The organism is Micromonospora sp. WMMD1155 (assembly GCF_029581275.1).
Taxonomy (GTDB): Bacteria; Actinomycetota; Actinomycetes; order Mycobacteriales; family Micromonosporaceae; genus Micromonospora.
The window spans coordinates 6909971-6930404 of the sequence record NZ_CP120742.1 but is presented as its reverse complement, the minus strand read 5'-3'; the positions used below and the strand labels follow the sequence as shown (position 1 = coordinate 6930404).

General features: G+C 71.6%; 17 protein-coding genes. 14 read left to right on the top strand and 3 right to left on the bottom strand.

The features are described from left to right. The first annotated feature begins 157 nt into the window (after positions 1-157). The 7 genes from O7617_RS31720 (at position 158) to O7617_RS31690 (ending at position 9607) form a co-directional block, all read left to right on the top strand. The gene (locus O7617_RS31720; RefSeq protein ID WP_282260198.1) at positions 158-613 is read left to right on the top strand and encodes a Fur family transcriptional regulator; all 456 of its coding nucleotides are present in this window, start codon (positions 158-160) and stop codon (positions 611-613) included. Beyond that, positions 610-2886 carry a catalase/peroxidase HPI gene (gene katG / locus O7617_RS31715; protein ID WP_282260196.1) on the top strand — a complete coding sequence of 759 codons (2277 nt, stop codon included), beginning with the start codon at positions 610-612 and terminating at the stop codon, positions 2884-2886. Before O7617_RS31720 ends, katG begins: the two co-directional genes overlap by 4 nt. Before the next feature lie 206 nt (positions 2887-3092). Next, the gene (locus tag O7617_RS31710) at positions 3093-4388 is read left to right on the top strand and encodes a glycosyltransferase family 4 protein (protein ID WP_282260194.1); all 1296 of its coding nucleotides are present in this window, start codon (positions 3093-3095) and stop codon (positions 4386-4388) included. Positions 4389-4642: 254 nt separating this feature from the next. Beyond that, positions 4643-6055: an O-antigen ligase family protein gene (locus O7617_RS31705; RefSeq protein WP_282260191.1), complete on the top strand. Its 1413-nt coding sequence runs from the start codon at positions 4643-4645 to the stop codon at positions 6053-6055. Between the two features lie 18 nt (positions 6056-6073). Next, on the top strand, positions 6074-7165 hold the full coding sequence (locus O7617_RS31700) for a Wzz/FepE/Etk N-terminal domain-containing protein (protein WP_282260190.1): 1092 nt from the start codon (positions 6074-6076) through the stop codon (positions 7163-7165). A gap of 22 nt (positions 7166-7187) precedes the next feature. Next, entirely contained in the window at positions 7188-8759 is a 1572-nt protein-coding gene (locus O7617_RS31695; RefSeq protein WP_282260188.1) for a flippase, read from the top strand. Then, positions 8756-9607 (top strand): sulfotransferase, encoded by an 852-nt coding sequence (locus tag O7617_RS31690; RefSeq protein WP_282260187.1) that lies wholly within the window; start codon positions 8756-8758, stop codon positions 9605-9607. The genes O7617_RS31695 and O7617_RS31690 overlap by 4 nt, the downstream gene beginning before the upstream one ends. Before the next feature lie 173 nt (positions 9608-9780). On the opposite strand, the gene O7617_RS31685 is transcribed toward O7617_RS31690, so the two are convergent. Genes O7617_RS31685 through O7617_RS31675 form a run of 3 tightly spaced genes read right to left on the bottom strand, consistent with a single transcriptional unit; the run spans position 9781 to position 12993 of the window. After that, complete coding sequence (locus O7617_RS31685; RefSeq protein ID WP_282260186.1) at positions 9781-11259, bottom strand: hypothetical protein; 1479 nt, start codon at positions 11257-11259, stop codon at positions 9781-9783. Then, the gene (locus tag O7617_RS31680; RefSeq protein ID WP_282260185.1) at positions 11256-12035 is read right to left on the bottom strand and encodes a sulfotransferase; all 780 of its coding nucleotides are present in this window, start codon (positions 12033-12035) and stop codon (positions 11256-11258) included. Before O7617_RS31680 ends, O7617_RS31685 begins: the two co-directional genes overlap by 4 nt. Further along, complete coding sequence (locus O7617_RS31675) at positions 12028-12993, bottom strand: hypothetical protein (RefSeq protein WP_282260184.1); 966 nt, start codon at positions 12991-12993, stop codon at positions 12028-12030. Before O7617_RS31675 ends, O7617_RS31680 begins: the two co-directional genes overlap by 8 nt. A 260-nt stretch (positions 12994-13253) precedes the next feature. Here O7617_RS31675 and O7617_RS31670 point away from each other — a divergent pair, with 260 nt between their 5' ends. From O7617_RS31670 to O7617_RS31640, 7 genes are all read left to right on the top strand, one after another. After that, positions 13254-14534, top strand: coding sequence for a glycosyltransferase (locus O7617_RS31670; protein ID WP_282260183.1), 1281 nt, complete (start codon positions 13254-13256; stop codon positions 14532-14534). Continuing rightward, positions 14531-15574 (top strand): sulfotransferase, encoded by a 1044-nt coding sequence (locus tag O7617_RS31665; protein ID WP_282260182.1) that lies wholly within the window; start codon positions 14531-14533, stop codon positions 15572-15574. Before O7617_RS31670 ends, O7617_RS31665 begins: the two co-directional genes overlap by 4 nt. A gap of 3 nt (positions 15575-15577) precedes the next feature. Continuing rightward, positions 15578-16489, top strand: a complete 912-nt coding sequence (locus tag O7617_RS31660; protein ID WP_282260181.1) for a sulfotransferase — start codon at positions 15578-15580, stop codon at positions 16487-16489. A gap of 92 nt (positions 16490-16581) precedes the next feature. Further along, complete coding sequence (locus tag O7617_RS31655; protein WP_282260180.1) at positions 16582-17259, top strand: hypothetical protein; 678 nt, start codon at positions 16582-16584, stop codon at positions 17257-17259. Positions 17260-17436: 177 nt separating this feature from the next. Beyond that, the gene (locus O7617_RS31650; protein WP_282260179.1) at positions 17437-18255 is read left to right on the top strand and encodes a basic amino acid ABC transporter substrate-binding protein; all 819 of its coding nucleotides are present in this window, start codon (positions 17437-17439) and stop codon (positions 18253-18255) included. Positions 18256-18331: 76 nt separating this feature from the next. Beyond that, a complete protein-coding gene (locus tag O7617_RS31645; protein WP_282260178.1) occupies positions 18332-19126 on the top strand; it encodes an amino acid ABC transporter permease in 795 nt (264 codons plus the stop codon). 4 nt (positions 19127-19130) lie between these two features. Then, positions 19131-19970 carry an amino acid ABC transporter ATP-binding protein gene (locus O7617_RS31640; protein ID WP_282260177.1) on the top strand — a complete coding sequence of 280 codons (840 nt, stop codon included), beginning with the start codon at positions 19131-19133 and terminating at the stop codon, positions 19968-19970. The last annotated feature ends 464 nt before the right edge of the window (positions 19971-20434 follow it).

The window sequence follows — 20434 nt, the reverse complement described above, 5'->3', positions numbered from 1 at the left end:
CGTTCACCCCGGGGACGAAGCCGGGTGTCGGTTCTCGACACGGCCGTCCGGATTATTTCTACTATCGCGGAGGAGCTCGGTGAATTCTTCGCCACACCGGCGCGCCACCCCGGGCAAAACTTGATTCGTTCCAGAAAAGTCGGCTAATGTTCGGCAGGTGATGTCCGACTTCGAGGCGCAGTTGCGGGCCGCCTCGCTGCGCGTCACCCGGCCCCGACTGGCGGTGCTCGCGGCGTTGCGCGACCACCCGCACGTCGGCACGGACGCGGTGATCGCGCTGGTCCGGGAGGATCATCCGACCATCTCCCACCAAGCGGTGTACGACGTTCTGCGGGTTTTCACCGATGCCGGTCTGGTGCGGCGCATCCAGCCGGCCGGCGCGACCGCCCGCTACGAGACCCGGGTCGCGGACAACCACCACCATGTCGTCTGCCGCACCTGCGGCGTGATCGCCGACGTCGACTGCGCCGTCGGTCACGCTCCCTGCCTCACCGCCCCTGTCGACGACGGGTTCGTCGTCGACGAGGCGGAGGTCGTCTACTGGGGCGCCTGCCCCGACTGCGCGACCGACCGTACGCCCCAGAGATCCGCAAGCTCGGAAGGAAGTTCATGAGCGACACCCAGGACAACCGCCCCACCAGTGCACAGGGCGTGGACCAGAAGGCAGCGGCCGGCTGCCCGGTGGCGCACGACTCGGTGACCGCGCACGGCAGCGAGAGCGAGAACCCGGCGATCGACTCGCCGACCCCGAAGACCGGCGGCCGTCCGCGCACCAACCGGGACTGGTGGCCCAACCAGCTCGACCTTTCGGTGCTGCACGCCCACTCGCCCAAGGGCAACCCGCTGGGGGCGGACTTCAGCTACGCCAAGGAGTTCGCCAAGCTCGACGTCGAGGCCCTCAAGCGGGACATCGTCGAGGTGCTCACCACCTCGCAGGACTGGTGGCCGGCCGACTTCGGCCACTACGGCGGCCTGATGATCCGGATGAGCTGGCACGCCGCCGGCACGTACCGCATCGAGGACGGTCGCGGTGGCGCCGGTGACGGTGGTCAGCGCTTCGCTCCGCTGAACAGCTGGCCGGACAACGCCAACCTGGACAAGGCGCGTCGGCTGCTCTGGCCGGTGAAGCAGAAGTACGGCCAGAAGATCTCCTGGGCCGACCTGCTCGTGCTGGCCGGCAACGTCGCCCTGGAGTCGATGGGCTTCAAGACCTTCGGCTTCGGCTTCGGTCGGGAGGACGTCTGGGAGCCCGAGGAGATCTTCTGGGGTCCGGAGGACACCTGGCTCGGCGACGAGCGGTACGCCTCCGAGAAGGAGATGACGCCCGGCGTCGGCTCGACCGAGATGGGTCTGATCTACGTCAACCCGGAGGGCCCCCGCGGCAACGCGGACCCGGCCGCCGCGGCGCACTTCATCCGGGAGACCTTCGGCCGGATGGCGATGAACGACGAGGAGACCGTCGCCCTCATCGCCGGTGGCCACACCTTCGGTAAGACCCACGGTGCCGGCGTCGCCGACAACCACGTGGGTCCGGAGCCGGAGGGCGCCCCGCTGGAGGCGCAGGGCCTCGGCTGGCTGAGCACCCACGGCAGCGGCAAGGGCTCCGACACGATCACCAGTGGTCTCGAGGTGACGTGGACCGACGTGCCGACGCAGTGGAGCAACCGCTTCTTCGAGATCCTGTTCGGCTACGAGTGGGAGCTCACCACGAGCCCCGGCGGTGCCAAGCAGTGGGTCGCCAAGGACGCCGCGGAGATCATCCCGGACCCGTTCGACGCGTCGAAGAAGTACAAGCCCACGATGCTCACGACCGACCTGTCGCTGCGCGTCGACCCGGCGTACGAGAAGATCTCGCGCCGCTTCCTGGAGAACCCGGACGAGTTCGCGCTGGCGTTCGCCAAGGCGTGGTACAAGCTGTTGCACCGCGACATGGGCCCGATCGAGCGCTTCCTCGGCCCGTGGGTGGCCGAGCCGCAGCTGTGGCAGGACCCGGTGCCGGCCGTCGACCACGAGCTGGTCGGTGACGCCGACGTCGCCGCGCTCAAGGCGAAGGTCCTGGAGTCCGGCCTGAGCACCGCCCAGCTGGTCTCGACCGCCTGGGCGTCGGCGGCGAGCTACCGGCACACCGACAAGCGCGGTGGCGCGAACGGTGCCCGGATCCGCCTCGAGCCGCAGCGCAACTGGGAGGTCAACCAGCCCGAGCAGCTGGCGAACGTCCTGGGCGTCCTGGAGGGCATCCAGCGGGAGTTCAACGAGGCCGGTGGCGCGAAGATCTCGCTCGCCGACCTCATCGTGCTGGCCGGTTCGGCAGCCGTCGAGAAGGCGGCGCGGGACGCCGGCTTCGACGTGACCGTGCCGTTCCGCGCGGGTCGTACGGACGCGACCCAGGAGCAGACCGACACCGAGTCGTTCCGGGTCCTGGAGCCGCGCGCCGACGGCTTCCGCAACTACCTGCGTCCGGGTGAGAAGACCCAGCCGGAGGTGCTGCTGATCGACCGGGCGTACATGCTCAACCTGAGCGCGCCGGAGATGACCGTCCTCGTCGGCGGCCTGCGTTCCCTCGGTGCGAACACCGGTGACGCCCAGCACGGTGTGCTCACCGACCGGCCGGGTGTGCTCACCAACGACTTCTTCGCGAACCTGCTGTCCCCGGGCACCCGGTGGAGCGCGTCGAAGTCCGAGGAGCACGTGTACGAGATCCGCGATCTGGCCACCGACGAGGTGAAGTGGACCGCCACGGCGGTCGACCTCATCTTCGGTTCCAACTCGCAGCTGCGCGCCCTCGCCGAGGTCTACGCCAGCGAGGACGCCCGCGGCAAGTTCGTGGCCGACTTCGTGGCGGCCTGGACCAAGGTCATGGAGCTCGACCGGTTCGACATCGCCTGACAGTTCGACACGACGAGCCCCGGCCGATCCGTCAGCGATCGGTCGGGGCTCGTCCATGTCGACGTCACGTCGCTGACATCCCATGGGTGGCGAATCCCATTGATGATTTTTTTGTACGCTTGATCGGCTGGCGTACGGCCCATCACGTGACAAGGTGTTCATCTGCCCGGGTGACGGGCGCGGACCCAGTCACGCAGGGAGTCATCGTGGCCCACCCCGACCTGCAGGCCGAGGAAGCGGACCAGTACGCGGGTGGTCCCGCGATTCCCCGGCAACGGGCTCAGCCGACCCGTGTCGCCCCGTCGACCGGTCCGGAGGTCGCCGGTGCCGGATGGCGTCCACTGCGGATCGCGATGATCGGGCAGAAGGGGATGCCGGCGACCTACGGCGGCATCGAGCGGCACGTCGAGGAGATGGCCAGCCGGCTGGCCGGCTTCGGGCACGAGGTCACCGTCTACTGTCGCCGGAGCTACGGCGAGACGCCCGCCGACGAGTACCGGGGCGTACGCCTGCGCGAGGTGCACACCATCGCGAGCAAGCACCTCGACGCCATCGTGCACGCGGCCACCTCGACCGTGGCGGCGATGACCGAGCGACCGGACATCGTGCACTACCACGGGCTCGGGCCGGCCCTGGTCGCGCCGGTGCCCCGCTGGTTCTCCCGCGCGGGCGTGGTGCTGACCGTGCACGGGCTGGACAACCAGCGGGCCAAGTGGGGGCTCGCCGCGCGTACGGTGCTGGGCAGCGCGCACTGGCTCAGCGGTTACGTCCCGCACCAGCGGGTCGCGGTCTCCCGAGGGCTCGCCGCGCACTACGAGACCCGGTTCGGTCGGCCCACGACCTACATCCCGAACGGCGTCAACCCGGCCCGCCCGGCGTCGAGCCGACAGATCGAGGCCCGGTTCGGGCTGACCCCCGGCGGCTACCTGCTGCTGGTCGGCCGGCTGGTCCCGGAGAAGGCCGCCGACCTGCTGATCCGGGCCTTCCGGCGGATCGACACCGGGGTTCGGCTGGCGATCGTCGGCGGGTCGTCGTTCACCGACGACTACGTGGACCGGCTGCGCCGTGCGGCCGAGGGGGACGATCGGATCGTCTTCACCGGGTTCGCCTATGGCGACCTGCTCGCCGAGCTGTACGCCGACGCCGCCGGCTTCGTCCAGCCGTCCCGCCTGGAAGGTCTGCCGTTGACGCTGCTGGAGGCCGCCGCGTACGGGCTTCCGGTGGTCGCGAGCGACATCGCGCCACACGTGGAGGTGCTGGAGTCGAACGCCGCTGGCGGCCGGTTGTTCCGCGACGGCGACGAGGACGACCTGATCCGGGTGCTGACCGCGCTACTCGGGGACCTGGCGACGGAGCGGGCCGGTGCGAAGGCGCTGGGTGACCGGGTCACCGAGAGGTACAGCTGGGACACCGCCGCCCACGAGTTGGAGCGCCTCTACTTCAGCCTGGTCCCGGCCACGGCCCGCCGCGTCAGGCCACGACTGCCGACCGCCGCGCACTGACCGTCCGGCCCGTTCTCCGGTGCGGCGGCGGCTCAGCCCCGCGGGGAATCGGCCGGTCGGTGCAACGGCCCCTTCTTCCCGAGCGGTGACCGGGCTAGATTGAACCGATCTTGTGCCGGGAGGATCGGTTCACCGTGCCCGGCCGCGTCGATTTCGGTTCAGTGGGATCAGTGGGACAACACACGCAGCAGGTGGTCGATGCGGAACGACCCGGTCACGCGCCGGGTGGCGGAGCGCCGCCGATGAGCGGCCGGGTGGACACGACCCGTCTGCTCACCGGCGCGGCGGCGCTGGCCGCCGCCGTCGTGGCGGTGGTCGCGGGAGTCTCGATGGCGGCCGGTGACCGCAGGGGCATGGTGCTGCCACTCGCCGCGGTCGCGGGCGTCGCGGTCGCCGTCCTCGCGCTGACCCGGTTCTCCGGGTACGTGTTGCTGATGCTGGCGGTCCGCTCCTGCGTCGACCTGTTCAAGCTCACCGGGCCGAGTGCCGGCCAGGCGGACTCCGCCGGCGCCGCCCGGGTGGTGGACCCGTCCACCCTGCTCGCGGTGCTGTTCCTCCTCGCCGCCGGGCTCTGGCTGGCCGCTCAGCTCAGCCGGCACGGGCGGTTGCTCGGCTCGCCGCTGGGCTGGGCCATGCTGCTCGTCGGTGCCAGCAGCGTGGTGAGCGCCCTCGGCGCGACCCGGCCGGCGAACAGCCTGTTGGAGGCGCTGCGGATCCTCACCGTGGTGGTGATGTTCGTGGTGCTCGAACAGCTCATGCCGGACACGGCGGCGATCCGTCGGATCCTGCTCGCCTGCTACGTGTCGCTGGTGCTGTCGCTCGCCTACACGGTCGTCCTGTCGCTGCTCGGCAACCCGCCCGCCGAGGTGAAGGGCGACTTCACCCGGATCAGCGGCACGTTCAGCCAGTCGACCACGTTCGGTCGCTACCTGATGTTCATGGTGATCTTCGGGTTCGCGGTGTACCGCTTCCTGGGCCGCCGCCTACGGGTGACCCTCGGCGTGCTGCTCGGGCTCTCCCTGCTGTTCCTGTTGCTGACCAACACCCGCAGCGCTCTGCTCGGCGCGGCGATCGGCCTGGTCGTGGTCGCGATGCTGCACCGCAGCAAGCGGATGCTCGTCACCCTCTGCGTGGTGGCGGTCGCCGGGGTCGCCCTGGTGCCCGCCGTCGGTGAGCGGTTCGCCCAACTCGGCAGCTCACGTGCCGTCGGCGGGGACCCGACCGGGAACACCCTGGCGTGGCGGATCGGGTACTGGACCGAGATCGTCACGCTCGCCGAGCGCAACCCGGTCACCGGGATCGGGCCGAACATGACCCAGCGCGAGACCGACGAGGCGAAGAAGCCGCACAACGACTTCCTGCGGGCGTACGTCGAGACCGGGTTGCTCGGTCTCGGGGCGTACCTGATGATGCTCGTCGCCCTGCTGCACACCGCGCGCCGGGCGCTGCGGCGCGCGCCTCCGGGCAGCTTCGAGCGCGGTGTCGCGGTCGGTTTCACCGGTTGTGCCATCGCGTTCGTGGCGGTCAGCGCGGCGTCCAACGTCATTTCCAATGTGGTTACGCTCTGGTATTTCGTCGCGTTCGCCGCGGCGGCCGGTGCGATCGCCCGCCACCCGGCTCCGGGCCCGGTCGGCGAGCAGCCGCGAAGCACGTCCGTCCCGGTCTGAGTGAACGACAGCATTGGGGTGAAAGTGGAGATCGTCGACTACCTGCGGGTCGCCCGGCGGCGCCTCTGGGTGCTCGTGGGGGTGCCGCTGCTCGCCAGCGGCGCGGCGGCCGGCATCGTCCTGCTCGCGCCACAGCAGTTCAGCGGCACCGCCTACGTGGCGGCACCGGCGCTGGTGGGCGGGGCGGCCGGGACGCAGTACACCGGCACGCAGGCGGCGAACCAGTTCGTCGCGGCGTTCGGCGCGGCGGTCACCTCACCCCGGGTCCTCGCCGACGTGGCCGGTGACACCGGGGTGACGCCGGAGCGACTGCGCGACGGCCTCGCCGTCACCCAGGTCGGCGCGAGCAGCCAACTGGAGGTGACGTACACCGCCGGTGACCGGGCGACCGTCGCGCCGGTGCTGACCGCGACCACCACCCGCGCGCTGGCCTTCCTGTTCTCCTCCCAGGTCGGGATCGCCACCGGTGAGGTCGAGGCGGCCAACGCCGACGTCACCGCCGCCACCAAGGCCATCGGCGAGTGGGAGAAGGCCAACAAGGTCTCCCAACCGGACCGGATCTACCAGGCGACGCTGGGCGAGCTGACCAGCCTGCGGCAGCAGCAACTCTCCATGCAGGCGGTCGGCAACAGCCGGGGTGCGGACGCGGCGGCCGCCGCGATCACCGCGGCGCAGCGGAAACTCGACGAGCTGGGGCCCAAACTCCCCGACTACCAGGCCCTGCTCGCCCAGCGGGACGCGGCGACCGGGGCGCTGTCGCAGGCGCGGGAGGGGTTGCAGGCAGCCCGGGCCCAGGCTCAGGCCGCCGATCCGAAGCAGGTGACCAGCATCGGCGAGGCGCACGAGGTGAGCCGGATGGCCGAGCTGGTGCGTACCGCCCTCCCGGTGGGCGGTGCCGGATTGCTGCTCGGGGTGCTGTTGGTGGGTGTCCTCGAACTGCTCTCGCGGGCCCGCCAGGCCGGTCGCCCGGCACCCGCGCCGACCGCGAGCGACCCGACGCCGACCGTGCCGCCGAAGCCGGCGCAGCCGCCGACCGAGCCGTTGGCGTCGGCGCCGACGCCGGCCGAGCCGCCGGTGCCGGCGCAGACCGTGCCCGCGGCACGTCCGTGACCGCCCGGGGACGGGCCGCCGGGTGCGCGGCGAGCTGACCGGCCGTCCGCCGGCCCCGCCGGAGGCCGGCGACCAGCCGGTACGCGGCATGGCGCGCGGTGGGGTGGTCAACCTGGCGGGCGCGGTGTTCAGCCAGGTGGCGCTCTTCCTGGTCATGTTGGTGCTGGCCCGCGTGCTGGGGGTACGCGAGCTGGGCCGGTACGCGCAGGTTTACGCCGTGCTGTCGTTGCTCGGGCTGCTCGCGCTCTCCGGTTTCCGCGCCGGGCTGACCCGGTTCGTGGCGGTGCACCTCGCCGACGACGACCCGGCCGCGCTGCGGGGCGCGATCCGCCTCGGGGTCGGCATCTCGGCCATGGCGTCCACAGTCGTCGCCGTCGGTCTGGCGGTCGGCGCACCGTGGCTGGCCGACGCCCTGCACGACCCGCAGCTCGCCACCGGGCTGCGGCTGGTCGCGCTGTGCCTGCCCGCCTCGACCGTCTGCGAGGCCGCCCTCGCCGCCACCCGGGGTTGGCGTACCCAGCGGGCCTACGCGCTCGTCGGTCAGGTCTACGAGCCGGCGGCCCGGCTGGTGCTCACCGCGGTGGCGCTCATGGTGGGGGCGGGGCTGACCGGCGCGTTCTGGGCGCTGGTGGCGGCGAGTTGGAGCGCCGCCGGGTTCGCTCTCGTGGCGCTCGCCCGGATGGTCCGCCGGGTGCCCGACGCCCGGCCCGCGTACCGGCCGGGGGAGTTGTTCCGCTTCTCCACGGTCAGTTGGGTCTCGTCGCTCTCCTCCACCGGTCTGATCTGGGTGGACGCGCTGCTGCTCGGATTCTTCGACTACGGCGCCGACGCGATCGGCGTCTACCACGTGGCGACGCGGCTGGTGACGATCGCGGTGTTCGTGCTCGCGCCGGTCAACGCCTCCTTCGGCCCGCATCTGGCGCATCTCTACCACCAGGGTCGCCTGGACGAGGTCCGCCGGATCTACCGGGTGGCCACCGGGTGGGTGCTCCGACTGTCGCTGCCGGCGTTCGTGGCGTTGCTCGTCTTCCCGGAGCAGTTGCTGCGACTGGTCGGTGGGCCGGGTCTGGCCGCCGGCGCGGCGGTGACCGTGGTGCTGGCGCTCGGCCAGCTCGTCAACGCCGCCACCGGGCCGTGCGGGACGCTGCTGAACATGTCCGGCCGGGTGTCGGTCAACATGGTCGACAACCTCGCCGCCCTGGTGCTCAACGTCCTGCTCAACCTGTGGCTCATCCCCGCGTACGGGATCCTCGGCGCGGCGGTGGCCTGGGCGGTCTCGTTGGCCGCGGTGAACGTCGTCCGGGTCTGGCAGGTACGCGCCCAGGTGCACACCGTGCCGGTGACGATCGGCATGCTCAAGGGGCTGGTCGCGGCGGTGTTCGCGTTGGGCGTCGGGTTCGGCGTGCGGTGGTTGGTCGAGGGCTGGGTCACCCAGCTCACCGTGGGTCTGACCGCGATCGTGGGGGCGTACTGCGCGGGGGTTCTCGCCCTCGGGCTCAGTCGGGAGGACGTCATGGTGCTGCGTTCGGTGGCCCGCCGGGGCGGCCGACGCGCCGCCGTGGCTCCCGGCCCCGCCGCCGGGGTCGGCTCGTGAGCGCGCCCGGTCGGCGGCAGGTCACCGACCACCTGCGCCGGGGCGTCCGCGCGACGCGGGCATGGGTGCGCGCGGCGCGGCCGGGCGAGCCCGGCCCGCTACCCGACTTCCTGGTGATCGGTGGTCAGCGGTGCGGCACCACCTCGCTGTACCACCACCTCGCCGCACATCCCCGGGTACGGGTGCCCACCGGCAAGGAGTTGCAGTACTTCAGCGTCCACCATGGTCGGGGTCTGCGCTGGTACCGGGGGCACTTCCCGCGCCTCGCCCCGGACGAGCGCACGTTCGAGGCGAGCCCCTACTACCTCTTCCATCCGAGCGTGCCGTCCCGGGTCGCGGCGGCCCTGCCGCGGGCCCGCTTCGTCGCGCTGCTGCGCGACCCGGTGCAGCGGGCCTACTCGCACTACCTGCACACCCGCTCGTACGGCCTCGAACCGCTGACCTTCGCCGATGCGCTCGACGCCGAGGAGGAGCGGCTGGCCCGGGCGACGGACGGGGGCCCGGACACCAGTGCCGCCCACCGGGCCTTACGCAACCACTCCTACGCCGCCCGGGGCCGCTACGCCGAGCAGATCGAGCGGTGGTTCGCGCACGTCCCCCGGGACCGGATCCACGTCGCCCGCACCGAGGACCTGCACGCCGACCCGGCGGGCACGTACCGCGCGATCCTGGACTTCCTCGACCTGCCGGCGTTCACACCCGAGGCGTTCACCCGGCACACCCGTCGCGTCGACGAGGACGCCTCCCAGCTCACCCCGGAGCTGCGGGACCGGCTCGGCGCGTACTTCGCGCCGCACAACGCCCGCCTGGCCGCGCTGCTCGGCTGGCCCGACCCCTGGCCCGGCTAGCGCACGGCACCGGCCAGTCGGCGGCGGTGACCGTCGGTCACCTGCGCCGGGGCGGATGCGGCATTGAGCGGTATACCTCAGAGTCATATTTATGACTCTGAGGTATACCGCTATTCGGCACATCGGCATGGGTCGGCGAGCGCCCGCCGGAGGTAGGCCGAGGAACCAGTCGGCTAGCGCAGGTCGGCGAGGATCCGCTCGACCGGCTGGTCGGCGCGCAGCAGCACGGGGACGTCGGTCACCGTGGTGCCACCCCCGGCCGCCCGCAGCGGTGCACCCACCGCACCGGTCTGCCCACCCGATGCGGGCGGCACGGTCACCGGCGTGGTCGACGCCGACCACAGCACCAGCGTGCTCGAACCACCGCGCACGAAGGCCACCCCGTGCAGCTTGCCGGCGACCGAGGCCGGGAGCGGGGTGACTGTGGCACCCCGAGCCGCGTCGGCCAGGCTGGCCAACATCCGACCGGCTTCGCGTTCGGTGCCGTCCGGGTCGAGCAGGCCATAGCGGACCTCACTGCCGGCGGCGTTGTTCGGGTTGTACGCCAACGGCAGCCAACTGATCTCGCCGATGCCACCGGCGGCCAGCAGGGTGGCCGTCTTGACCATCTCGGCGGCCCGGCCGGCCGGGTCACCGTCACCGTCGCGCCAGAACTGACCGACCTCCCACGCCTGGATCGGCATGCCGGCAGGTGTCGTCGCGCGCAGGTAGTCCAGCAGTGGTGCGACCCCGCTGAAGTGCTCGTAGAAGTGCACCTGCCGGACGTCGACGGTGCGGTCGGCAAGCAGTGACTCGGTGGCGGCCAGGAATCGCAGGCTGCGCCTGTTGGTCTCGGTGCCGAGCGCCTTCTGTAGTTGCTCCGCCCCGGTCACCGCCGGGATCTGCTGGCCCCTGGTGCCGACCCGGCGCTGGAAGTACGCCTGGTAGGCGGCGACGGCCTCGGGCACCCGACCGGCGCGGACCAGCCGGTCGGCGACACCCATGCCGTACGCGACGCTGCTGATGCCGGAATCCACCACCCGGGCCTGCGGGTCGGTCGCGCGGATCGTCTCGGCGGCGGCCTTGACCAGCCGGACGTAGTCCTCGGGACTGCCGGCCCAGTAACTCGGCGCGTTGACCTCGTTCTCGATGGCGTACTCGCGCACCCCGTACGGGCCGTAGCGCTGCACCACCGAGCGGACGAACCGCTGGTACGCGGCGAGGTCGGTGGGCATCGCCGACTCGGTCTTGTTCGCCGTTCCCCTGGTGTACCGCGCCGTGCCACCGGTCGCCCAGCACACCCCGGTACGGATCTTCAGGTGCAGGGTGATGCCCAACTCCCGGCTGCGGGAGGCGATCTCGTCCAATCCGGCCCAGTCCAGCCGGCCCGAGGTGCGTTCGATCTCGCACCAGGAGATCTCCTCGTAGGTCGCCGACCCGGCGATCCGCCGCAGGTACGGGGCGAACTGCTCATAGCGCGACCAGTCCCAGTGCGCGCCGAACGGGTTGCTCACCCCGTTCACGGGGCGTCCCGGCGCGGGCGTACCCGATGGGGTGCCGGCGCCCGTCGGGGCCGGAGCTGGATCGTCGTCGCGGGCGGTGCAGCCGGCGGTGACCAGGATCGTGGTGGCGAGGGCGGCGGCGAGTACGCCCAGCCGGCGGGACCGGTTCACCGGTAGCCGAGGGCGCGCAGGGTCGGACCGGAGAAGACCCAGACCAACAGGCGGAGGAACGGGTCGAGTTCGCGGCGGTGGGTGCCGACCCGCGAGCCGTAGATCGGGTCGGTGACGCTCGCGGCGACCCGCCGTCTCTCCGCCTCGGTGGTGTACTTCTGCGCCACGTCGTGCTGCTTGCTGTCGTAGTCGAGGATGCCGTCCTCCCACGGTTCACCGAGGAACTCGAAGAGGCCCCGCATCGTCTTCTCCGGCTCGGTCACCGCCTGCTCGTAGCGCAGCTCGTAGTACCGGTCCGGCGGCAGGGTGGCGCCGACGGCCCGCGCGGCGCGGATGTAGCGCGGCCACTTCACCACGCACTTGACGGCGGACCAGTAGCCGAACCGTTTGCGGTGCGAGACCACCACGTCGCGGCCGTCCCGGATGAGGTGCACGATCTGGGCGTCCGGGAAGACCTCGGTGACGAAGTCGAGCGACATCGCGTACAGCGGGGTCTTGTCGGCCCACCGGGTCTTGCCCCGCGCCGCGGCGTAGTCGGCGTGGACGCCGCCGAAGAAGTCCCGGATGCGGCGTAGCCAGTCCTCGCGGGGGAAGCCGAAGCGGGCCAGGCGTTCCCAGTCCCGCCCGACGATCCGTCGCAGGTCGGGCAGGAACCGGGTCTCCGGGCCGCAGCTGATGTGGGAGTGGGAGTCCAGGACGAGGCGCACCATCGTCGTGCCGGAGCGTTGACAGCCGACCAGGAAGATCGGCGCGGTACGGGGCGTGGGTTCAGCCACGGTCGGCCGCCTTCGTCTCGGAGCGGGTGTCGGCCGCGTGAGCGTCGAGCCGGTCGGTCAACTCGTCGCAGAGGGCCCGTACGCGCCGGTCGATCGGCAGCGGCCGTCGGCTCGTCGCGTCGGCGTCGTGGAACCGGCGCGGGGCGATGTGCGCGTGCAGCCCCGGTCGGTAGGGGAAGTCGAGGAACGCGCACACCCGCCGCAGTTGCGCCTCCGGCTCCGCCACGACCGTGTCGTAGCGGCAGAGCAGCACGTCGGCGCGCTGGTCCAGGCCGAGTCGGAAGAAGAGGGAGTTGCGGACGTACCAGAAGAGGGCCGCGCCGCTGTGCGGGTCCAACCTCTGCGGGTCGTGCGCCCGGATCAGCTCGACGGCGTCGGCGTCGAGGCGCTGCCCCTGCCACCGCCGGCCGATGCTGCCGTCGGCGATGGCGCGTAGCGCCCGCAGGTTGGCGTCACCGAACTTGGCGACCTCGGAGCGGGCCCGGTCATCGACGTCGCGGTAGACCCAGAGCGCGCGGCCGGGCGTCAACCCCGGCAGGGCCAGCAACTCGTCCACGCGGTGGCTCTCGCAGAGCGGCTTGACCAGGACGTACGCGTGCCGGCTGCGCTGGATCACGGCGGTCAGCACCGCGTCCGGGCGGAGTTGGAAGCGGTGGAAGACGGTGCGGTCGTTCTCGTTGCGGACCTCGACCTCTCCGGCCGCGTCCAGGCCACGGACCAGCATGTTCGTGCCGGATCGTTGCAGACCGACCAGGTAGACCGGCATCGCCGAGCCGGGCGTCCGGCCGGCCCGCCTGCGCCAACGTCGTTTCGCCAGGGCGGTGCCGATCCGCTCGACCGGGTCGAGGCGGTCCTCGTCGACCAGCCGCCCGATCCCCTCGGTGCGTGCCCAGCACAGATGCCGTCTGATCCGGCGCGCCGTGTATGCGACTGTGGAGACCTCGTCGTCGGCTGCCACGGGTCCTCCTCGGTCGGGCGCCGGTCCGGCCCGGCGGGAACGGGCGACGACCGGCGGCGCCGCCAGGCTATCGGGAGATCATGGCGGGATGCCAGGCTGCGGGCCGCACGGGCATACGAAGATCAACCGTTCAGGTACATGGCATAGGTGAACTGGACTCGCAGACCTGCCCTGCATACGGTGGGCCCTGGCCGGGGCGGGCAGACCCCGGTCGTCACCCCCGGGCCGGTTCGCCCGATCGACGTGAGCAGGCCGAGTCGATGCGCGTGCTGCATGTGAACAAGTTCCTCTACCGCCGTGGCGGCGCCGAGGGGTACCTCCTCGACCTCGCGGACCTGCAGCGGGCGGCGGGGGACACGGTCGCCTACTTCGGCATGAGCCACCCGGAGAACGAGTCGCCGCTGCCGTACGCGCAGTGGTTCCCCTCCGAAGTGGAGCTGGAACCGGCGCCGAGCGGGCTGCGGCCACGCGCGACGGCAGCCGGCCGGATGCTCTGGTCACCGACGAGTCGTCGCGGGCTGGCCCAGGTAATCGACGACTTCCGGCCGGACGTGCTGCACCTGCACAACATCTACCACCAGCTCTCGCCGTCGGTGCTCGCGGCGGCGCGGTCGGCCGGGGTGCCCTGCGTGCTGACCATGCACGACTACAAACTCGCCTGCCCGAGTTACCAACTGCTGGACCGGGGACGTCCCTGCCAGGCCTGCGTCACCGGAGGCCCCCTGCAGGCGGCCCGCCGCCGCTGCAAGGACGGATCGCTGTCGCGCAGCGGTCTGTTGGCCGTCGAGTCCTGGTTGCACCGGCGGTTCGACGCGTACGACCCGGTGCAGGTCTTCGTCAGCCCGAGCAAGTTCCTGGCCGACGTGGTGCGCCGCGCCGGTGTGTATCCCGACCGGCTGCGGGTGGTGAACCACTTCGTCGACCTGAGCGGCATCGCCACCAAGCAGAGCCCCGGCGGCGGTGTCGTCTTCGCCGGCCGGTTGGCCCCGGAGAAGGGTGTCGACGTGCTGGTCGAGGCGGTCGCCGCGCTGCCGGACGGGGTGGCCGTGGATGTCGCCGGGGACGGTCCGGCCCGAGCCGACCTGGAGGCGCTCGCCGCGCGCCGGGTGCCCGGCCGGATCCGGTTCCACGGCCGCCTGGACAAGCCGCGCCTGCACGAGCTGATCCGGTCCGCTTCGGTGGTCGCCGTCCCGTCCCGGTGGCACGAGAACCAGCCGATGGCGGTGCTGGAGGCGTTCGCCTGCGGGGTCCCGGTGGTCACCACCGACCTCGGTGGGCTCCCCGAACTGGTCGAGGCCACAGTGGACGGCGGCATCGTCGGCGCGGACCGGCCCGCAGACCTGGCCGACGCGCTGAACGCGCTGCTGGCCGACCCCGCCCGGGCGTACCGGATGGGGCAGGCGGGTCGGGCGAAGGTCGCCCGGCGGTTCGCCCCCGACCTGCACCTGACCCGGATCCGCGCGCTGTACGCGGAGGCCGCCGAGGCTCTGTCTGCACGGCGGACCGGCCGCGCGACGGCCGGTGGGGGAGCGGCCCGGTGAGCACGATCCGGGTGCTCTACCTCGCCGGAAGCGGTCGCAGCGGCAGCACGCTGGTCACCAACGTCCTCGGGCAGGTGCCGGGCTTCTTCGCGGCCGGTGAGCTGCGCTACCTGTGGCGGCGCGGCATCCTGGAGAACCGGCCGTGCGGCTGCGGCGTCCCACTGGGAGACTGTCCGCTCTGGACGCGGATACGCGCCGACCTGGCCGGAGCCGACCCGGCCGGGATAGCCGGGCGACTGGCCGCGCGACTGCGCCTGCGCGGGCTGCCCGCACTGCTGCGCCGACGGCGTCGCGGTCAACGGCCGGTCGACAGTCACCGCGACGACACCCACCTGGCCCGGCTGTACGCCTCGATCGCCGCACACGCCCTCGCCGACCGGCCCGGCGGGCTCATCGTCGACTCCTCCAAGCTGCCTCCGTACGGCGCTCTGCTCGGTGCCCTGCCCGGCATCGACCTGTACGTCCTGCACGTGGTGCGCGACCCACGGGCGACCGCGTACTCCTGGCGTCGGCGACGTCCGCTGGACGGGCCCGCGGACGACCGGCTGATGAGCCGACCACCGGTCTGGAAGGCCGCGCTGCTCTGGCTGGTCTGGAACACCGCCACCGTGCGACTGTGGGGCCGTCGACCCGTCGACGACCGCTACCTGCGGGTGCGGTACGAGGACTTCGTCGCCGATCCGGCCGGCACCACCGCACGGATCGTCCGGTTCGTCGGCGCGACGGCGGACGACCTGCCGTTCCCGACCCCGGACACGGTGCGACTGGCACCCACCCACTCGGTGGCCGGCAATCCCTCGCGGCACCGCACCGGCCTGGTCCCGGTGGTCGCCGACACCGAGTGGCTGACCGGGCTCTCCACCGGCGCGTACGCGGTGGTGACCGCGCTGACCGGGCCGGCCCTGTCCCGCTTCGGCTACCCGCTGCGCCGCCGGACGGCCACGCCTCCCGGCGGCACGTCCCGTCCGGCCACGCCTCCCGCCGCCACGTCCCGTCCGGACCCGGCCCCCTCGTCACCCGCTACCCGGCAGGAAGGCTGAACGATGCTCTCACTGGTGGTGGGCACCGGTCGCTGCGGCTCGACCCTGGTCCAGGAGCTGCTCTCCCGGCATCCCGAGGTCGGCTTCGTCTCCGGCCTGGACGACAAGCTCGCCCGGCTCAACCTCAAGGGCCGGTTCAACGGGCCGCTCTACCGGCGTTCGGCGCCGCGCCCGGCGGGGATGACCTCGCTGCGGCACAGCCGGCGGTTGCTGGAGCGGGGCCGGCTGCGGGTGGCGCCGTCGGAGGCGTACCACCTGCTCGACCGGCAGGTGCTCGGCGGCTTCTCCCGCCCGTGCCGGGACCTGGTCGCCGAGGACCTGACGCCGTTCGTGGCCCGGCGGCTGCGCGCCTTCTTCGACGAGCGGATCGCCCGGCAGGGCTGCCGACAACTGGTGCAGCACGTCACCGGGTGGCCGCGGACCGGCCTGCTGCACGCCGCGTACCCGGACCTGCGGGTGGTCAACGTGGTGCGCGACGGCCGGGCGGTGGCCAACTCCTGGCTCCAGATGGGCTGGTGGGACGGGTGGCGAGGGCCGGACAACTGGATCTACGGCCCGCTCCCGTCGGACCTGCGGGAGGAGTGGTTCGAGTCGGGGAGGTCCTTCCAGGTGCTCGCCGCGCTGGGCTGGAAGATGCTGATGGAGGCGTTCGCACAGGCCCGCCTGCGTCACCCCGCCGAGCAGTGGCTCGACGTGCGCTACGAGGACCTGGTCGAGCACCCCCGGGAACAGGTCGGCCGGATGCTCGACTTCCTGGGACTGCAGTGGTCGCCCGCGTTCGAGAAGGGCTTCTCCCGGTACGACTTTCCGGCGGGCCGGGCGGCGGCGTACCAGGAGGAACTCAGCCCGGCGCAGCTCGCCGCGATCGAACGGTCGCTGGAGAAGCCCCTCGCCGCGTGGGGCTACCCGGTCTAGGGCCGCGGCCTGGCCGCTCGGCGGACCTATCGACGTACGCGTCGGAGGACCGTTACCCTGTGGCCCCCAGACCATCGATGTGAGGAGATGCGATGGCGCGTCGCACCGGCCGGCCTTCCTACCTGTCGGACAGAGCCGACGAACGTCGTCGTCGCACAACGCGCATCGTGGCGGTCGCGGGGGCCATCGCACTGGTCACCGCGCTGCTGGGCGGGCTCATCGGCTACCAGGTCGGTCGTCCGGACGCCACCGCGGCGACGATCGCGAGCATCCAGGAGGCCGACGCGAAGCGGGACGCCCAGCAGATCGTGGAGCTGATCGAGACGGCCCGCGGTGTCCGCGACCAGATCGCCCCCGTCCTGGCCGCCGTCGAGGAGGAGAAGTCCGCCGGACGGGCGCCGGATGCGGGCCGGGCGCGTACCTGGCAGGAGACCATGCGCAAGGCCGCCGAGCCGTTCGCCGACCCGCCCTCCGGGACGACCGCCACGAACGTGGCCCGGGGAGGTCTGCGCGGCGCGGTGCAGCAGGCGTCGCTCGCCGTCGACACCTACGCCCTGGCGGCCGGCGTCCCCGCCGCCCACCAGGCGGCCCTGCTGGACCTGAGCACGCGGCAGGCGGCCGAGGCGGCAACGGTCTGGTCGGTCGCGGCGACCCAACTCGACCAGATCAGCATCGACGCGGGCCACGGCCACCAGCACGTGTTCCTGGACACAGACCCGCACGAAGGGGCCCTCACCCCGGACGGCGCGGCCGAGGGTACCGGCGGCTGAGGCCCGTTGCGGCACGTCTGTCGGGTTCGCCGACGGAGGCCGTCGTGCCGCGTCGGCACGACGGCCTCCGCGTGATCTTGGGGTCGACTCGCCGGATCGGGTACGGTCGCTAATCGCAAAGTCTATGAACCAGATTGGCTTTCTATGCGATGGAAGCCGAACCGGAGGGACACAGCCGTGAGGTTCCCAAGCGCCGTGCGTCAGGCCGGTCTCGTCGTGGCGATCGCCGCCCTCGCGGTGACCGCGGGCTGCGCCAAGAAGGACGACAGCGAGGTCCAGGCGAGCGGCGTCAAGCTCGTCACGGCGGGCAAGCTGACCGTCTGCACGCACCTGCCGTACCCGCCGTTCCAGTCGAAGGACGCCAGCGGCACGGTGACCGGCTTCGACGTCGAGATCATGGACCTGGTGGCCAAGGAGTTGGGCGTCGAGCAGACGATCGTCGACACCCCGTTCGAGGGGATCAAGTCCGGGCAGGACCTGAACACGGGCAAGTGTGACGCGGCCGCCGCCGGGATGACGATCACCGACGAGCGGAAGAAGGTGCTGGACTTCTCCGACCCGTACTTCGACGCGACCCAGGCTCTGCTGGCGAAGACCGGCACGGCGTACAAGTCGCTCGACGACCTCCGGGGCAAGAAGCTCGGCGTCCAGGCGGCCACCACCGGCCGTGACTACGCCAAGAAGTTCGAGGCGGAGAAGGGCCTGCAGCTCGTCGAGTTCGAGGACCTCGCCGCCCTGCAGCAGGCCCTCGCCAACGGCCAGGTCGAGGCCGCCGTCAACGACCTGCCGGTCTGGACCGAGTACCTGAAGAAGAACCCGGGCGGGTTCGAGGTGACCGCGGAGTTCGACACCGGCGAGCAGTACGGCTTCCCGGTGAAGAAGGACGCCAACCCGGAGTTGCTCAAGAAGATCAACGAGGTGCTGGCCAAGGCCAAGCAGGACGGCACGTACGACACGATCTACGAGAAGTGGATCGGCAAGCGGCCGAGCGCCTGATCACACACGTAGTGCCGGAGGGCGCGCGTCCCGCGCGCCCTCCGGGTCGGTGACTCCGGGAAGGCAACGAGCCAACGTGAAGCTGCGACGCCGCCAGCGGGAGCGGCTGTCCCTCGGGATCCAGTACCTCGTCTTCATCGCCGTCCTCGCCGCGGTGGCGTTCGCCGCGGACTGGGGCCGGTTGGCCGACGCTTTCTTCCGGGTCGACATCATCACGTCGATGTTCCCGACGATCATCACCGTCGCGTTGCGCAACACCGTCCTCTACACGCTCGGGGCGTTCGCCTTCGGCCTCGTGTTCGGCACCGTCCTCGCGCTGATGCGGCTGTCCCGGGTGGCGCCGTACCGCTGGGTGGCGACGGCGTACATCGAGTTGTTCCGGGGTCTGCCCGCGCTGCTGGTGCTCTTCCTCGTCGGCTACGGCATCCCGATCGCCTTCCCCGAGCGGGAGATCCCCGGTGGCGTGTTCGGGTCCATCGCGATCGGTCTCGGGCTGACCGCCGCGGCCTACATGGCGGAGACCATCCGTGCCGGCATCCAGGCCGTCCCCAAGGGGCAGATGGAGGCGGCGCGCACCCTCGGCATGTCGCACTTCACCGCGATGCGCACGATCGTCATCCCGCAGGCGTTCCGGATCGTCATCCCGCCGCTGACCAACGAACTCATCCTGCTCACCAAGGACTCGTCGCTGGCGTACGTGCTGGGCGTGACGGCGCAGACCATCGAGATCACCAAGTTCGGTCGGGACATGCTCAACGACCGGGTGAACGCCACCCCGCTCCTGGTGGCCGGCCTCGCCTATCTGATCATCACTCTGCCCCTGTCCCAGGTGGTACGTCGCCTCGAACTCCGCTACGCCAAGGCCCGGTGACCCCATGACGACGACCCCGCCCCGCCCCGCCGTCGAGATCCGCGACCTGCACAAGTCCTTCGGCCCGCTGGAGGTGCTCAAGGGCATCGACTTCGAGGTCGGTCAGGGCGAGGTGGTCTGCGTCATCGGCCCGTCCGGGTCCGGCAAGTCGACGCTGCTGCGCTGCGTCGACCTGTTGGAGGAGCCGACGGCCGGGCGGATCTGGGTGAACGGGGTCGAGATGACCGACCCGGACGTCGAGATCGACGCGGCCCGCCGCAGCATCGGCATGGTCTTCCAGTCGTTCAACCTGTTTCCGCACCTGACCGTGCTGAACAACCTCACCATCGCCCAGCGTCGCGTGCTGCGGCGTGGCCGCGCCGAGGCCGAGCGGATCGCTCGGGCCAACCTGGAACGCGTCGGGCTGACCGACAAGGCCGACGCCTTCCCGGCGCAGCTCTCCGGCGGGCAGCAGCAGCGGGCCGCGATCGCCCGGTCGCTGTCGATGGAGCCGAAGCTGATGCTCTTCGACGAGCCGACCTCCGCGCTCGACCCCGAGCTGGTCGGCGACGTGCTCACCGTCATGCGCAAGCTGGCCGAGGACGGCATGACGATGATGGTGGTCACCCACGAGATGGCCTTCGCCCGCGACGTCGCCGACCGGGTGGTCTTCATGGACGGTGGGGTGGTGGTCGAGCAGGGACCGCCGCACGAGGTGCTCGGCGACCCGAAGCACGAGCGGACCCGCGCGTTCCTCTCCCGGGTCCTCGACCCGACCCGGGTCGCCCGACTCGGTCAGACCGACGAGTCGCCCGAGCCGCCGGAGGCCCCCGCCCTGCCGTCCGACGACCGCCACGCTCTCTGAAGCCCCGGACGCCCTCGACCCGCCTCGGCCCGGCCCGCCTTCGGCCCGACCCGCCTCGGCCCGCCTTCGGCCCGCGCCCTCCCTTGATCGACACGACATCGCCGACGTGGGGGTATCGCGCGGTCTGAATGCCGCCACTTCGGCGATATGGAGTGGATCATGCGCTCGGGGTGCCGCGGCGTCGGCAGTGTGGGAGTGTCGGGCTGGTGGGATGCCGCCAGATCGGCGATGGTGAGTGGATCGAACGCGGCCTGACCGGCGCAGGTGTGCTCAGACCTGCGTGTCAGCTTCATGTCAATCGAAGGCCGTCGTGATGTCAAGGTAATCTTTTTGCAATCAGACCTGTACTTTCGTCGATGGATTACATAAGTTGCTGTCATCCACCGAAAGTTCTGAGCCTTCCGAGCCAAGTTCGCGACGAGCCTCATCCTCAGTCGTGCTACCGCCCCCGTGCTCGGGTCGAT